Origin of the sequence: Maricaulis sp. (assembly GCF_034670125.1) — a bacterium.
Lineage (GTDB): Bacteria > Pseudomonadota > Alphaproteobacteria > Caulobacterales > Maricaulaceae > Maricaulis.
The window spans coordinates 1-13902 of record NZ_JAXMOC010000002.1; the positions used below are offsets into that span (position 1 = coordinate 1).

Sequence of the window (13902 nt, forward strand, 5' to 3'; positions counted from 1 at the left end):
CCTCGATGACAACGGGCGAGAGCCCCATCCCTGTGCGGTCGCGACAGCGGCAGGGGGGCCAAGGTTGCTGCCAAGGCCCCCCATCCGGCGCACACACTCTAACACCATCTCAAACAGACAATCCCTGCCACCCGCCTTCGCGGGCGCAGGTTCCCGCCCCGCGGAGGTGGGGCGCAGGTCAGGGACCTATGTGATTGCAGAGTGTCAGGTCCCCGCCTTGCGTCCGGCCTGCGCCGGACATCCAGCGGGGATGACAAAAAGGATGAGTATCGGCAGGCAAACAATCTAGTGCCCGACCACGCCGACCCTCAGCCCTTGGTATCCACAACCACGACCTTGCCGTCCTTCAGCGCCAGCGCCATCTCGCCGCGCTTGAGCTTGAGGGCGGGTTCTCCGAAGACCTCGCGGCGCCAGCCGCTGAGGGCCTGGACGTCGGCCTTGTCGTCGGCGGCGATCTTTTCCAGGTCGGCGGCATTGGCAATGAGGCGCGGGGCGACGTCTTTTTCGTCGGCGACCAGCTTGAGGAAGACCTTCAGGAGTTCGACCGTCGGACCGACGCCCTGCGGCGGCGGGGCGGGCTTTTCGACCTTGGGGGCATAGGCCTCGGCATCGGCGAGGGCTTCGCTCATCTTGTCGAACAGGCGTTTGGCAGCGCTGGAGCGTTCAAAGCCCTTGGGTACGGCGCGCAGGCCGGTCAGCTGTTCCGGCGCGGTCGGGGCGACATTGGCGACCTCGTAGATCGCGTCATCCTTCATCACGCGCTGGCGCGGCATGTCGCGGGTCTGGGCCTCGGTCTCGCGCCAGGCGGCGGCGGCGCGCAGGGCGGCGACCCATTTGGTGGTCGTCTTGCGCAGCTTCATCCGGCGCCAGCTCTCCTCGGGGTCGAGGCGATAGGTGGACGGGCTGGTCAGGGTCTTCATCTCGCCGGCCAGCCACTCGGTGCGGCCCTTCTTTTCCAGCCGCTCGACCATCATCGGGTAGAGGTCGCGCAGATGGGTAACGTCGGCGATGGCGTATTTGGTCTGGGCGTCGGACAGCGGGCGGCGCGACCAGTCGGTGAAGCGCGGGCCTTTATCGATCGGCCTGTTGAGCATTGTCCGGACCAGCGCGTCATAGGCGATCGAGTCGCCCAGGCCGAGCGCCATGGCGGCGACCTGGCTGTCGAACATCGGATGCGGGATCAGCGCGTCACCGCCCTTGTGGAAGAAGATTTCCAGATCCTGGCGGGCGGCGTGGAAGACCTTGATGATGCGTTCGTCCGCCATCAGCTCCCAGAAGGGCTCCAGGTCGATGCCCTCGGCGAGCGGGTCGATGATGACCTCGGTGTCACCGGCGGCGGCCTGGATCAGGCACAGCTGGGGCCAGTAGACCGTCTCCCGCATGAATTCGGTATCCACAGCCACATAGGGGTGCTGCAGGAGGGCGTCACAGGCCGCTTCGAGGGCCTTCGTCGTCGTAATCATTGTCATGAAACGGCCCTTTAGCGCGGACCGCCGCCTTTGGCTATCGATTCGGCCAGCCGGGGCGTGATTTCCCGGCTGGCCGAAGCACGTCCGAGCTATGCCTTGGCGCCACGGCGCAGGTTGAGACGCCACAGGATGAACAGGACGGCGAGGCCGGAGATGAAGGCGATCATCAGGAAGGCCATCTGGATCGGCAGCTGCATCAGGGCGATACCGGCCAGGGTGAACTGGCCCAGCGTCGCCGTCGCCGCATTCATGATCCCGCCGGCCGCCAGCAGGCGCCCGCGCAGTTCTGCGGGAGCCCGGCGCTGGGCCATGGCTTGCAGCGGCACCACGAACAGGCCGGCCGAGACCGCCGCGAGGCCGAGATCGATCAGGATGCGCCAATTGGACGGGTCGGCCAGGAAGGCATCGGCGCCGATCAGGGGAGCGCCCTCGGCAACGAGCGGATTGGACCAGGTCGTCAGGGCCACATCGGTGGTGAAGACCACCAGGCCGATCGCGCCGACTATCGAGAACAACAGGGCATCCCCCTTGCCCGACAGGGCGCCACACAAGAGCGCACCGATCGCGGCGCCGATGGTGAACAGGGCGCTGAACAAGAGGATCACGCTCTCATCCGCGCCAAGGACCGAGGCGGTGAAGACCGGCATCAGCGTGATGATCGACGCCGCCAGCATCCAGAACCAGGCGGCTCCAAGTAGCGGGCGCAGCACCTGCGGTGCCTTGAAGGCATAGTTGAGGACACGTACGGTCTCGCCAATGAAATTGAAGGTGAGCGGCATTTCAGGATGGGATGCCTTGGCTTCCGGCAATTGCCGGCTGGCCAGCCAGCCAAGGGTGGCCATGATCACCAGGCCCACACCGACAAGTTCAGGGCCGAAGGGCCGCATCACCAACCAGGTCCCCAGCCCGATCCCGACCAGGACCGAGACGTTGAGGAGGCCGGACATCATGGCGTTGGCCGGGACCAGTTCTTCAGGCTTCAACAGGGTCGGCAGCGCCGAATTCTTGGCCGGCGTGAACAGGGCCGATTGCGTGCCCATGAGGAAGAGGGCGACCATCAACAAAAGCGGTTGTTCCAGAAGAAAACCGAGGGCAACGATCAGCATCAACCAGATCTCTGCGAACTTGGCGAAGCGCATGATCCGCGTGCGGTCAAACTTGTCCGCCATGCGACCGGCGATGGCCGAGAACAGGAAGATCGGGATCGTGAACAGGGACGCCGCGATGGGCACCATCATGTCGCGTTCAATGTCGAACAGGGTCAACCCGCCCAGGGTCACCAATGTGACCAGGGAATAGCGGAAGAAATTGTCGTTGAAGGCGCCGAGCGACTGGGTGAGCAGAAGCGGCAGGAAGCGGCGCTGGGTGACCAGCTGGGCAGCGATCTTGGCACTCATGAGCGGGCCTCCTTGGCGGCCTGGCCCTCGGCTTCGAGGGCGCGGGTGCGGGTTTCTATGGTCAGTTTCAGGCGCGGCAGGAAGTCATCGCGGGGCAGGCCGGGCGGGATCGGCTCGAGAAACTCGATGACGGCCGGGCCGGGGTGCTTGGTCCAGCGGTTCTGGGGCCAGCGCAGCCCGGTATTGGTGGCGACCGGGATCACCGGACGGTTGAGCGTCTCGTACATGACGTGGACGCCCTTGCGGTAACGGAAGCTTTCGCCGACCGGGGGAAGGCGGCCTTCCGGATAGATCAGCAGGGGTCTGGGGTCGTCGACGGCACGCTTGATGGCTTCTTCCAGCGCGCCCTGGGCGCCGGTCAGGCCGGGCGAGTTGACCATGGTGGCGCCGGCAACGCGGATGATCCGGCCGATCAGGGGGAATTTCCCGGTTTCGCTTCCGATCACGAAATTGATGTCGCCCATGATGGCCATCATCAAGAAGCCATCGGCCCAGGACTGGTGTTTGGCGGCGATGATGACCGGCCGGTCATGCGGCGGGGTGCCGCGCACTTCGACCGGAGCGCCGAGGATGAATTGCATCTGGCCGCGGACGGTCCGGCAGGCAGCGCGCATCAGCCCGCGAACGCCAGACTGCCAACCGGTCAGGCTGATTCCCCAGGCCATGAGTGCGAAGACCAGCAGGGTCGGCCAGAAGATGATGTTGAAGATGAAAGCGCGCATCGGATCCTCCCCGGATCGACGGGCGGGTCTGCGTCTTAAGCGCAGATCGCCGCCTGTCCGGTTTGAACGTGCGACGGAATGCCGGCCGGCGCAAACTCGGCCTCCAGGGCACGTGAGCGGGTCTCAACGCAATCCTGCAGCTTGGCCAGGTCGGCATCGCGGTTGGTGCTCGGCTGGATCGGATCGAGGAATTCGATCACCGCCGTGCCCTTGAATTTCGACCATTTCTGTTGCGGCCAGCATTGGCCCAGATTGGTGGCAACGGGAACGATCGGACGCTCCAGGGCACGCGCCATGTGCCAGACGCCGGAGCGAAAGCGCATGCCGGAGCCAACCTCGGTCAGATGGCCTTCCGGATAGATTAGGACCGGGCGCGGACGACCTTCGCCCTGCGAGCGGACGATCCCGTCCATCAGGCTGTCGCGAGCGGCCGGGCCGCCCTGGTTGGACAGGACGATGGCGCCGCAGCGTTTCAGCACCCAGCCGATCAGCGGGAATTTCAGCATGTGGTCGCCGCAGACGAAGTTCACATCGCCGCACTTGGCCATCATCACAATGCCATCGCCCCAGGACTGGTGCTTGGCGCCGATCACCACCGGCTGGTCCTTGGGCGGGGTGCCGCGAACCTCGACCTTGATGCCGCAGATCCAGCGCATCAGATGCACGGTGAGGCGCGAATAGGAGCGTAGCCCGTGCATCAGCACGGTCCGGCCGGGGAACAGGGCCAGGATCGCGCAGATGACGGCGTAGACGCCGGAAATGGTCCAATAAGCGATGTTGAAGATGAAAGAGCGCATGAGGGTCTCTCCGTAAAACCTTGGGGGCGCCTAGGAGCGCAAAACGGCCATGATGCCGCGGGTGAACTGGTCGATATGCTGCGAGAGCGGGCGGTCGATCCGGCCATAAAGGCTGTATTCTGCCGCCTGCATGACCACACCCAGCGCCATCGCCGAGCGCAGTTCCGGATCGCCCTTGGGGATCTCGCCACGTTCCATCGCCTTTGCGATGCAATCGGTCATCAGATCGGACGGATCGGCGCCGCCATCACCCGACGCGGCGATGAAGTAGTTGCGGTGGGTCAGGTGGTAGGTGAACTGCGCCGGGTCTTCATCGGCCAGATTGCAATAGGCGGTGACAAGCGCGCGGCTGATGTCCTCCAGCGAGGCATCCGGGGTCAGATGGCCGGCTACCATGTCCAGCAGCTTCTTGTGGATCGCTTCGAACATCAGGCGGGCGAGGGCGTCCTTGGACTTGAAGTGTCGATACATGGCGCCATCGGAAATGGTGCAGGCCTCCGCGATCTGCTTGATCGACACCCCGTCCATGCCGTGGCTGGCGAACAGCTGCAGCGCCGCCCGCTCGATCCGCGCCTTGGTGGTCCCGGTCCGGGCCGTGACGCCGACATTCGGATTGGAGCCGTCGAACAGGCCTTCACGAAGCATTCCGGTCATTGTTGATCCCCTTCAGGGCTGTAAGTGAATGATCATTTACATGTCGTATAGCAGGCGAAATTTGGCCTTGCAAGTGAATAGTCACTTACATCCGGGAGGTCGCTCCGTCGGATGCCCCCCACGGAGCATGTGGACGCACAAAGATACGGGTCTCAGGCGCGCGGCGCGGGCGTCTGGCAGGCCATGGAATTCGGATATGCAAGGCGCTGAATTCGGGCTGAGGAACCCGCTTTCTCCTTGCCTGCAAGGTGTCCCCGGATGACCCGTTAGCGAATATTTTATGAGTTCCGGCTAGTGTCATCGAACCGAACGGCATTCGAGACCGACCGAAAACAGGTTGGCCAGGCCGGATCCGGTGGTGGAATAAGAAGTGTGGGGAGCCAAGAAATGGCGACTATCAACACCAATGCGGGCGCCATGGTCGCCTTGCAAAGTCTGAACAAGACCAATCGCGATCTGGAGACCGTGCAGGCCCGGATCAACACAGGCCTGTCGGTCGGCTCGGCCAAGGACAATGGCGGTGTTTACGCGATTGCCCAATCGATGCGCGCCGACGTCCGGAGCTATGCTGCCGTCACCCAATCGCTGGACCTGTCGGCCTCGACAGTCGATGTCGCGCTGGCCGGCGGCGAGGCGATTTCTGATACGCTTGTCGAGATGAAGCAAAAGGCGCTGGCAGCGTCTGACAGCTCGCTCGACCAGGCCTCCCGGGATGCCCTGAACGAAGATTTCAAGGCCTTGCGCGACCAGGTCGGCAAGATCGTCGAGACCGCGGAATTCAACGGTACCAATCTGATTGACGGTTCAAAGTCACAGATCGCGGCGCTGGCAAGCGCCAGCGGGTCGTCCTCGATCACTATCGCGTCGGAGGACCTGTCCCTGGGTGGTACCGTGGTGACGCTGTCGGCGACGGCCTCTTTCGCCTCGGCCGGGGATGCCAGCACGCTTGTCGCAACTATCGAGTCATCGCTGGATAATCTCAATGCTTCGCTGGCCCGGCTGGGCACCGGCTCGAAGACGCTTGGTGTCCACAAGGAATTCGTCGGCAAATTGGGAAATGCCCTGGAGAAGGGGATCGGCAATCTCGTCGATGCGGACCTGGCCAAGGAAAGCGCCAATCTGCAATCGCTCCAGGTCAAGCAGCAATTGGGTATCCAGGCGCTGTCGATCGCCAACTCGGCGCCGTCAGCCGTCCTCGGATATTTCCGCTGATTGCGACTGACACGAACAATGACCAATCTGGTGGTGCGGCCTGCAAGGGCGTGCAATTGGGGGCGCATCGGCGCCCCCTTTTCATGTCACTCATTGGCTTTCCTTCCTGCGGCGAAGGCAAGAAAGATCACCGCCTATCCCCGCTCTGCACCCCTTTCCTTCTCCCATGGGAGAAGGTGCGCGTAGCGCGGATGAGGGGGATTCGTTCTGCGTTCATCGGGATTTACCCCTCACCCTGACCCTCTCCCAAGGGAGAGGGAAAGTGGCTTGAACCAAAAAACTTGTCCTCCCCCTTTTCGCCCATCGCATAATCGCTTCCGTTCCCAGGCCATCTTGAGGCCCGGACCGGTTATCCGGGGGTTTGGGGATAGCGGAGCGCATCCGGTTTGGTGGGGCTGACCACCATCAGACCCGGTGCGGCCGCCGATGGGACTCGCGGCAAAACGATTGACCGCCCTGATCCCGTCGGCTTCGATTCGGGGGCTGGAAGGCAACCCGGGAAAACTCCGCGTGCGGGATGCTTGTCGTGGCTACCGTTATTAAATCAGCGCTTTATCGGCTCCGGCCGGTATCCCGCACACCCTCTCTACCCCAAACGCCAGGCGGTGACGCCGTGGCGCTATCGGTGCTTGGGTCAGTTCGTGATGGCATCGGCGATGGCGTAGGAGAAGGCCTGGTCCAGTGGCAGGATGCCGGAGACATATTGCTCCACGAAGACGCTCAGCTCGGCGACCGTGGAACGGGGCACGAAGATGATGTCGTGGCGGCGGATCTGGACACTGTCGGCACCGGAACGCCCGCGCAGGGCGTCGTGCAGGTTGACGGTCCGCATCATCAGGCCGCCGCCGGGCTGGCGACGCAGAACGACGACATCACCGCGAGCGGCGGTATTGCGGAAGCCGCCGGCCATCATCACAGCTTCCAGGGCGCCAACCGGGCCCGTCAGCTCAACCAGGCCCGGCCCGTTGACTTCGCCGCCGACGATAATGTTTTGCGGTCCCAGCGCCGAGCGCCTGACCTCGACGATCGGCGAAACCAGCACATCGCGGGCATAGGCATCGGCGACGGTGTTGGCGATCTCGAAGTCCGTTTTTGCGGCGACCATCACATTGCCCAGAAGGGGCAGGGAGACGCGCCCATCCGGGCCGATCAGGGCTGTTCGCGACAGTTCAGGCGCCGAATGCACGGTCACTTCGATGCTGTCGCCCGGGTAAAAGCGGTAAGCCGGATCGCTGTCCTGCCAGGCGGCAAAGCGCGGCTGCCCCCAATCCGCCGAAGCCGGGGCGGGAGCCGTGCTGGCACAGGCGCCCACGGCAAGGGGGGCCAGGGCGAGGGCGGCGGTGCAAAGCCCGTGTCGGATCGCGCGCATGAAATATCTTTCCGGTCGACTGCTTGGCGCCATTCTCCACGCCGCATGGATAACAAATTTTTAAGCGCGGGCGGGGTCTTATTGGCGGATGACGCGCGCATATCATGAAGCAGGCCCCGTTGACCCGGCGGCCGCCCGACAGGCTGGCACCCCGCGAGGGGAGCTGGACCTGTTCGACGTGATCGCACTGGCGTGGTCCCAGAAAGGCTTCATCGCCTTGATTTTTGCGCTTATTTTCGCCGCGGGCGTGGGCGCGTCGCTGACCTTGCTGAAGCCGAGTTACACATCCGACACGCGTCTACTGGTGCTGCTCGATTCGAATCCCACGCCAACTGCGGCCGGGGTCGGTGATGCCTTCATGCTCGATCAGGTGATGCAGTCGGAGAGCGAGCTGCTCAGCTCCGAGGCGGTGCGACGCCTGGCGCTTGAGACGCTTGGCGCCGATGTCGTGCTGGGCGAGCAGGCCGGTCTCAATGCCGACGGGTTGGCGCTGCGGGAGCTCCGGTCGAATTTCAACCTGTCGCGGGAGCCCAATTCCTCAGCCATCAATGCCAGCTTCAAATCGCCGTCGGCAGAGCGCTCTGCCTTGATCCTGAACACCATTGTCGACGCCTATCTGGCCTATCGCGAACAGGTCCTGTTCGAGACCGGCATCACCGGGCTGGAGGTTCGACGGGCCCAGGCCAACGAGGCTGTCGCGGCGGCCCGGGCCGAGTTGGACGCTTTTCTGCGGGCGAACGACCTTGCCAATTTCGAGGCCGAGCAACTGACTGCGGACAACCTGGTCGGTAATCTGTCCGAACGTGTGGCTCAGGCCCGGGCCGAGCGCGATTCGGCGATGGCCGGAGCGGCCGCGCTGCGTGAGCGCTTGTTGCAGATCCCTGAAAGTATCGAGCTCTATGTCGAGAATGGTGTTTCCGGCGTGTTGCTGGATCGCCGCGCCGAGAGGGCCAGCCTGTTGTCGCGGTATCAGCCCGCAGCACCGGCCGTGCAGGCTGTCGAGCGCGAGATCGAAGCCATTGAGCAATTCATCCAGTCGGGCGCGACCGAAGGCGAGGGGCAGCGCCGCACCGGTGCCAATCCGGTCCGGCAGGCCCTGGAATCAGAGCTGGCAACCCGGGAGGCGAATGCCGAGGCGCAGGCCTCGCTTGCGATCGCGCTGGAAGGCCAGGCGCGCAGCAACCGCACGCTGGTGTCCCGCCTGCGTCAGCTGGAACCCGAATACACCCGGCTGGCCCAGAATATCACCGCTGCTGAAGAGGCCGCTGGCGCTGTCGCCGCCCTGGAAGCGACCGCCTCGGCCCGCCGCTCGCCGAGCTTGGGCGCCGCCGACGCGGTACGCCTGATCGACCGGGCAGCGCCGCCGATGGAAGGCAGTTCGATGAAGAAGCTGGGGCTGATCGGCTCGTTTGTCGCGGCGGCAGGCATTGCGCTCTTCCTCGGCCTGATGCGCGGCTATTGGCTGACCTATGTCCGGGCTGTTGCCCTGCCACGGCCGCGACCGATGGCTCCGGTCAATGCGGTCGCTCCCGCCGAGCCGGTTCGGGGTCCGAACCAACCGGTCGCCGCCAACGACCCATTCGGTGGTTTGCCGATCCTGGCCCATGTCACGGACCGGTCAATGTAAGCGCGGCGTTAACCTCGTTTCTTGCATCTTCAGGGCTGAACCGAATCGTTGTGGCCGACCCTGTCCCATGAACCTTACTGCTGACCTTTCCCAGCTGATCGACGAACTCGAACCGATTGCCCGTCCGGGCGGTCAGGGACGTGTGTTGATGGTCATGGGCGCCAGCCGCGGCGCTGGCGCGTCGACCGTGGCCCGGGAGCTGGCCCGTCTGGCCGCCCGCCGTTCGACCCGCGGGGTCTGGCTGTTCGACCTCGACTTCAACACCAATGCCCAGGCCGAGGCGGCGCGGGTGCAGGGGCAGGCCTTCGATGCCGGATTCGGTCGGGACCCGTTCTGGTCGCTGACCACGCAGGACGGTGCGAAGGCTCGAATCATCGCCCGCCAGTCGGTGGTGCCCAATCTTTATGTCACGCAATTGCAGGCCCGGGCCGGGGCGGTCCGCCAGGCCGGACTGCGCGCCGCCCCGGACTATTGGTCCGCGGTTCGCGGCGCGATCGATCTCGCCATAATCGATGCACCCGGAAATTCGCGGGCACCGCTGTCTTTGGCGGCCGACGCTGACGGGGTGATCCTGGTCGCCGATTCCCGACTGAGCCGCGTCGATGGCATCCAGGCCAGGCGCGCGGCCATAGAGGCCCGCGGCGGCGTGGTCGCCGGCCTGATCCTGAACCGGATGCGGAGCGACAGCCGGAGCGCGGCATGAGCCTCGCTGCGCATCATGATCCCGCCTTGCTCGCCGCCTGGCGCCGCGCACCGGCACTTCCTTTTACCGGATCGATCGAGGGCGGGCTGACGCTGCTCTGCCTGTTCCTGTTCTCGCAAGGCCTGATCGGCCCGCTCTTCGCCGACCCGGCTGACCCGGACAGCTCGATCGTCCTTCGGCTTGTCTGGCTGCCGGTTTACGCTGTCACGCTGGTGCTGGCCGTGACGCGTCCGGGCGCGATGATGCGGACGCTGACCGGCAATTGGTTGATGATGGCGCTTGTCCTGCTGACCGCTGTCTCTGTCATCTGGTCGATCGCACCGGACACGACCCTTCGCCGCTCCTTCGCCCTGATCATGACGACGCTGTTCGGCTTCTGGATGGCGGCCCGCTGGTCCTGGCGGGCGTTGATCCTGCTGACCGCAACGACGTTTGTCGGCCTGGGCGTCCTGTCGACGCTGATGGCGCTGGGCCTGCCGTCCCTGGGTGTTGACCACGAAGTTCACGCCGGTGCCTGGAAGGGCGTGTGGTGGGAGAAAAACACGCTGGGCGCCATGATGGCCTGGGGTGCGGTTGCATGCTTTGCGGCGCTGCACGTCGATCCTCGACGGCGCTGGATCTGGATGGGCGGTGCCATTCTGTGCTGCGCCCTGGTCCTGTTGTCGACGTCCAAGACCGCACTGCTCGCACTCCTGCTGGGGACCGGTGGGGCAATCGGAATCGCGCTGTGCCGGCGCGGCTTCGGGTTTGCCAGCCTGATGCTGTTCCTCGGTCTGACCGGAGCGGCGGGCGGTGCCTTGGTCCTGTTGATTGCCCCGGTCGAATTCCTCGAACTCCTGGGCCGCGATGCCACCCTGACCGGCCGGACCGATATCTGGGCCATCCTGGCCCGCCAGGCCGCGGAAGTTCCGTGGACCGGCTACGGCTATATGGCGTTCTGGGCGGATGAGACCGGCCCCGTTTACTGGGTCCGTCAAGGCACCGACTGGCCGGTCCCGACCGCGCACAATGGCTGGATAGAAACAGCGCTGGCCATCGGACTGCCGGGTGTTGTGCTGATGATGCTGGTCTTCGGGCGGGCCATGGTGCGGTCCATCGGACGCCTGTTCCGGGGGCCGGAAACCTATTGGACACTGACCTTCCTCGCCATGCTGGGCCTGGTCAGTGTTTCTGAATCCAACTTCCTGCAACAAAATTCGATCAGTTGGGTCCTGCTGGTCGCAACCGCGGCCAAGCTGGCGGATCGCCGGGCCGAATGAGACCTGGAATGACGGTCGTCAGGGCCGACGAATCGTTCGATCCGGGCGCCGGGCCCGACTTAGTCGGCCGGTGCAGCCTCACCGTAGAAATGCGGTTCGAAAGCCTCGATCCAGAACAGTTTGCCGGCACCTTGAACCGCCCGGTCGAGCCATCCGGCCGCCGAGCCTGAGCCGGCCAGGGCGGTTACGGCAGCCGCGGCGCCAAACGCGATCATCTGACCGAGACCAATCGCCATCCAGAAGGCGACCATTGCCGTGCGGCGGGGTCTTGCATGGGCGGCGGCCTGGGTTGCGCCCTGTCCGAAGGCGAAGCTGCGGGCGAGCAGATAGCGCCAGCGGGTGCGGCCGGCATCGACCGTCTCGACGGCGTGGGCCCGGGCGGACCAGCCAAAGACCGCGCCCTGACGCGCGAGTTCGGCAAAGAACAGGTCATCCTCGCCGCCGCTCACATTCATGCGCGGGTCAAAGGGCGATTCCGGCAGGGTGAATGCCTGTCGGTCGACCAGCGAGTTGCCACAGCCGAACGGGTCGTCGAGCCGTTCGTCTTCCGCGCTTCCGGGGCGTGAGTAAAGCCGGTGGGCGAGGGCTCCGCGCAGGCCCTTTGCCGCGTCAAGCGCCTCGCCGCGCAGGGGGCCGAATACCACAGTCGCGGACAGCGTTTCGGCACTGTGCAGGAGCGCCTCGAGCCAACCGGCCGACGCGATCTCGTCATCGTCGAGGAAGGCAATGAAGCGGCCTGATGCAGCGGCCCATCCCGCATTGCGGGCATTGGCAACGCCCGGCCGTTCGGCGTGAACGTAGACAACCGGGCACCGGGCCACAGCCTCGGCATTGGCAACGCCGTTGCGGGCTGATCCGGCTGGATCATTGTCGACCACGATGATTTCATCCGGTTGGCGGCTCTGGGCCATCAGACTGGCGAGCGCGGCCCGCAATCCGTCTGGTCGGCGGTAGGTCGGCAGGATGACGGAAACGCTCATTGGGCCTCCTCCATCTGACGCACAGCCTCGCGCATTGTGAGGACTTCAGCACCGCTGTCGGCAACAGCCTGGCAGACCCGTTCCAGCTGGCCGGGTGTACATCCCCATTGGGTGGGGTTTTCCTGGACGTCATGGGCATAAAAGGTCAGCCAGCCCGTGTGCCGGGACAGGGTGGCCGCGGCCTCGATGGCCCGCTCAATGCCGGCGTCCCCGCCGTCAATCGGAACAGAGCGCAGAAGGTTGCGGTCGGCGCCGCCCCGATTGATGTCGGCATGGACCCCGCGCAGGTTGGTAAAGCGTTCCGACAGCGCCCGTTTGGTGGCCGGCGTGGCCTCGCCATAGGGGAAGGCGAAACTGTCGATCCCGGCCTCCAGACCCATCGCCCGCAGGGCACGTTCATTGCGTTCGATATCAGCCAGGAAATCGGCTGTGCGGACCTGGCTGGCATCGAGGTGGTTATAGGTATGGCAGGCGATTTCATGGCCGGCAGCGGTCAGGCGTTGCAGGTCGCCGCAATCGAACATCGCACCGTGATGCGTTGTCCCGCCCGCATAACCGGCCGAGGCGTAATAGGTGCCACGCCAGCCGTGACGCTCGAGGATCCGGGCGCCGATGCCGGCGGCCGACTTGGGGAAGTCGTCAAAGGTGATCGACACGATCGCGCGGTCGGACGGAAGGTTCAGCGGCTGACGGGCCGCGAACCGTGCCCAGCGTCGGTTGAGTCCGGCGATCAGGCCGGAAGCGGGAATGTAGGGTGCATTCATCAAATCACCTCCGATGCCCAGCTGGCACGCCAGAGCTTGAGGGCCAGCGCACGCACACGCAGCGGCAGCGCTGAATGGGTCGACGCCAGCGACCACAAGCCCCGCAAGCGGTGCTGACCCGGCAGAGCCTTGAGCAGGCGCGCGGCGCGGGCCCCGGGCAGGTCAGCCAATTCTGGATGACGGGCGAGCAAACGTTTGTAGTTGGCAGCGCCGGCCCGGAATTTCTCGAGCAGGACATCAGCCGTCTGCAATCCGCCATGGCGGGCCGGGTTGTCGATATGGAGCAAGTTGAAGTCGCCGGCGGCGCTGACCGCCCAGTCGACATCCTCCCATCCCCAGCCGGTGAACTGGTCGTCATAAGGGCAGGCTTGCATGACAGCAGCACGGACCAGCAGGTTTGACGAGCAGAATGCCGTCGGACCGGTCTCGTTGCGGGTGGCGGCGTCGTGCTGATCGCTGGCACGTGACAAAACCGCGTGCAGGCTGAGGTCCGGGTCGGTCGGCCAATCGGTCTCGTAGCCTCCGAACACAGCGTCGCATGTATCGGCGGCCATCACCTCCCGGTAGCGCGACAGGAAGTGCGCGTCGGGCGGGGTCATGTCGGCGTCCAGATACAGCACCCAGCTGCCATGGGCTTGTTCTGCCAAAAGGTTTCGCCCGGCGGCCCGGCCGCGATTGCGGGCACTGGTGAGCAATCGGACCGGCACGTCGCTGGCGTCGATAATCGCGCAGATCTGACGGTTCAGCTCGGCATCAGGCTCGCCGTCATCATAGAGGACCAGCTCCACGTCAGCACAGGGGCGCATCAAGGGTGCAAGGGCCTTGATCAAGGGCGTCGCGTCGTCCCGGTAGAACGGAACAAGGATAGACAGCGCGACCGCCTTGGCACTTGCCTTCGCGGCCGCATTCGCATGCTCGCGGATCGGGATCTCGGTCATCGCGTTCATCG

At 64.9% G+C, this 13902-nt stretch carries 13 protein-coding genes; 4 read left to right on the plus strand and 9 right to left on the minus strand.

Annotated elements, in window-relative coordinates; genetic code table 11:
• Positions 1-308 precede the first annotated feature (308 nt).
• The 5 genes from rnd to VOI18_RS03375 all read right to left on the minus strand — a co-directional run bounded on the left by rnd (position 309) and on the right by VOI18_RS03375 (position 5039).
• Entirely contained in the window at positions 309-1469 is a 1161-nt protein-coding gene (gene rnd, locus VOI18_RS03355; RefSeq protein ID WP_323760998.1) for a ribonuclease D, read from the minus strand.
• An 89-nt stretch (positions 1470-1558) separates the two neighbouring features.
• Positions 1559-2866 (minus strand): MFS transporter, encoded by a 1308-nt coding sequence (locus VOI18_RS03360; protein ID WP_323760999.1) that lies wholly within the window; start codon positions 2864-2866, stop codon positions 1559-1561.
• Positions 2863-3588 (minus strand): lysophospholipid acyltransferase family protein, encoded by a 726-nt coding sequence (locus VOI18_RS03365; protein ID WP_323761000.1) that lies wholly within the window; start codon positions 3586-3588, stop codon positions 2863-2865. Before VOI18_RS03365 ends, VOI18_RS03360 begins: the two co-directional genes overlap by 4 nt.
• Positions 3589-3623: 35 nt before the next feature.
• Positions 3624-4385: a lysophospholipid acyltransferase family protein gene (locus tag VOI18_RS03370; RefSeq protein ID WP_323761001.1), complete on the minus strand. Its 762-nt coding sequence runs from the start codon at positions 4383-4385 to the stop codon at positions 3624-3626.
• A gap of 30 nt (positions 4386-4415) precedes the next feature.
• Positions 4416-5039: a TetR/AcrR family transcriptional regulator gene (locus VOI18_RS03375; protein WP_323761002.1), complete on the minus strand. Its 624-nt coding sequence runs from the start codon at positions 5037-5039 to the stop codon at positions 4416-4418.
• A 387-nt stretch (positions 5040-5426) separates the two neighbouring features.
• Between VOI18_RS03375 and VOI18_RS03380 the strand changes: the two genes are divergently transcribed.
• Positions 5427-6251: a flagellin gene (locus VOI18_RS03380; RefSeq protein ID WP_323761003.1), complete on the plus strand. Its 825-nt coding sequence runs from the start codon at positions 5427-5429 to the stop codon at positions 6249-6251.
• Positions 6252-6885: 634 nt separating this feature from the next.
• Here the strand turns inward: VOI18_RS03380 and VOI18_RS03385 are convergent.
• Entirely contained in the window at positions 6886-7620 is a 735-nt protein-coding gene (locus VOI18_RS03385) for a polysaccharide biosynthesis/export family protein (protein WP_323761004.1), read from the minus strand.
• An 88-nt stretch (positions 7621-7708) separates the two neighbouring features.
• Here VOI18_RS03385 and VOI18_RS03390 point away from each other — a divergent pair, with 88 nt between their 5' ends.
• The 3 genes from VOI18_RS03390 to VOI18_RS03400 all read left to right on the plus strand — a co-directional run bounded on the left by VOI18_RS03390 (position 7709) and on the right by VOI18_RS03400 (position 11209).
• A complete protein-coding gene (locus tag VOI18_RS03390; RefSeq protein ID WP_323761005.1) occupies positions 7709-9247 on the plus strand; it encodes a GumC family protein in 1539 nt (512 codons plus the stop codon).
• Between the two features lie 67 nt (positions 9248-9314).
• A complete protein-coding gene (locus tag VOI18_RS03395; RefSeq protein WP_323761006.1) occupies positions 9315-9950 on the plus strand; it encodes a hypothetical protein in 636 nt (211 codons plus the stop codon).
• Complete coding sequence (locus VOI18_RS03400) at positions 9947-11209, plus strand: O-antigen ligase family protein (protein ID WP_323761007.1); 1263 nt, start codon at positions 9947-9949, stop codon at positions 11207-11209. The genes VOI18_RS03395 and VOI18_RS03400 overlap by 4 nt, the downstream gene beginning before the upstream one ends.
• 59 nt (positions 11210-11268) lie before the next feature.
• On the opposite strand, the gene VOI18_RS03405 is transcribed toward VOI18_RS03400, so the two are convergent.
• The 3 genes from VOI18_RS03405 to VOI18_RS03415 are packed head-to-tail and all read right to left on the minus strand — an operon-like array spanning position 11269 to position 13900.
• Positions 11269-12189 (minus strand): glycosyltransferase, encoded by a 921-nt coding sequence (locus VOI18_RS03405; RefSeq protein ID WP_323761008.1) that lies wholly within the window; start codon positions 12187-12189, stop codon positions 11269-11271.
• The gene (locus VOI18_RS03410; protein ID WP_323761009.1) at positions 12186-12953 is read right to left on the minus strand and encodes a polysaccharide deacetylase family protein; all 768 of its coding nucleotides are present in this window, start codon (positions 12951-12953) and stop codon (positions 12186-12188) included. Before VOI18_RS03410 ends, VOI18_RS03405 begins: the two co-directional genes overlap by 4 nt.
• Positions 12953-13900: a glycosyltransferase family 2 protein gene (locus tag VOI18_RS03415; RefSeq protein WP_323761010.1), complete on the minus strand. Its 948-nt coding sequence runs from the start codon at positions 13898-13900 to the stop codon at positions 12953-12955. Before VOI18_RS03415 ends, VOI18_RS03410 begins: the two co-directional genes overlap by 1 nt.
• Positions 13901-13902 lie beyond the last annotated feature (2 nt).

Bases quoted from the DNA above. Each gene is read 5' to 3' on its own strand.
- rnd (WP_323760998.1), bottom strand. From the start codon at position 1,469: ATGACAATGATTACGACGACGAAGGCCCTCGAAGCGGCCTGTGACGCC.
- VOI18_RS03360 (WP_323760999.1), bottom strand. From the start codon at position 2,866: ATGAGTGCCAAGATCGCTGCCCAGCTGGTCACCCAGCGCCGCTTCCTG.
- VOI18_RS03365 (WP_323761000.1), bottom strand. From the start codon at position 3,588: ATGCGCGCTTTCATCTTCAACATCATCTTCTGGCCGACCCTGCTGGTC.
- VOI18_RS03370 (WP_323761001.1), bottom strand. From the start codon at position 4,385: ATGCGCTCTTTCATCTTCAACATCGCTTATTGGACCATTTCCGGCGTC.
- VOI18_RS03375 (WP_323761002.1), bottom strand. From the start codon at position 5,039: ATGACCGGAATGCTTCGTGAAGGCCTGTTCGACGGCTCCAATCCGAAT.
- VOI18_RS03380 (WP_323761003.1), top strand. From the start codon at position 5,427: ATGGCGACTATCAACACCAATGCGGGCGCCATGGTCGCCTTGCAAAGT.
- VOI18_RS03385 (WP_323761004.1), bottom strand. From the start codon at position 7,620: ATGCGCGCGATCCGACACGGGCTTTGCACCGCCGCCCTCGCCCTGGCC.
- VOI18_RS03390 (WP_323761005.1), top strand. From the start codon at position 7,709: ATGACGCGCGCATATCATGAAGCAGGCCCCGTTGACCCGGCGGCCGCC.
- VOI18_RS03395 (WP_323761006.1), top strand. From the start codon at position 9,315: ATGAACCTTACTGCTGACCTTTCCCAGCTGATCGACGAACTCGAACCG.
- VOI18_RS03400 (WP_323761007.1), top strand. From the start codon at position 9,947: ATGAGCCTCGCTGCGCATCATGATCCCGCCTTGCTCGCCGCCTGGCGC.
- VOI18_RS03405 (WP_323761008.1), bottom strand. From the start codon at position 12,189: ATGAGCGTTTCCGTCATCCTGCCGACCTACCGCCGACCAGACGGATTG.
- VOI18_RS03410 (WP_323761009.1), bottom strand. From the start codon at position 12,953: ATGAATGCACCCTACATTCCCGCTTCCGGCCTGATCGCCGGACTCAAC.
- VOI18_RS03415 (WP_323761010.1), bottom strand. From the start codon at position 13,900: ATGAACGCGATGACCGAGATCCCGATCCGCGAGCATGCGAATGCGGCC.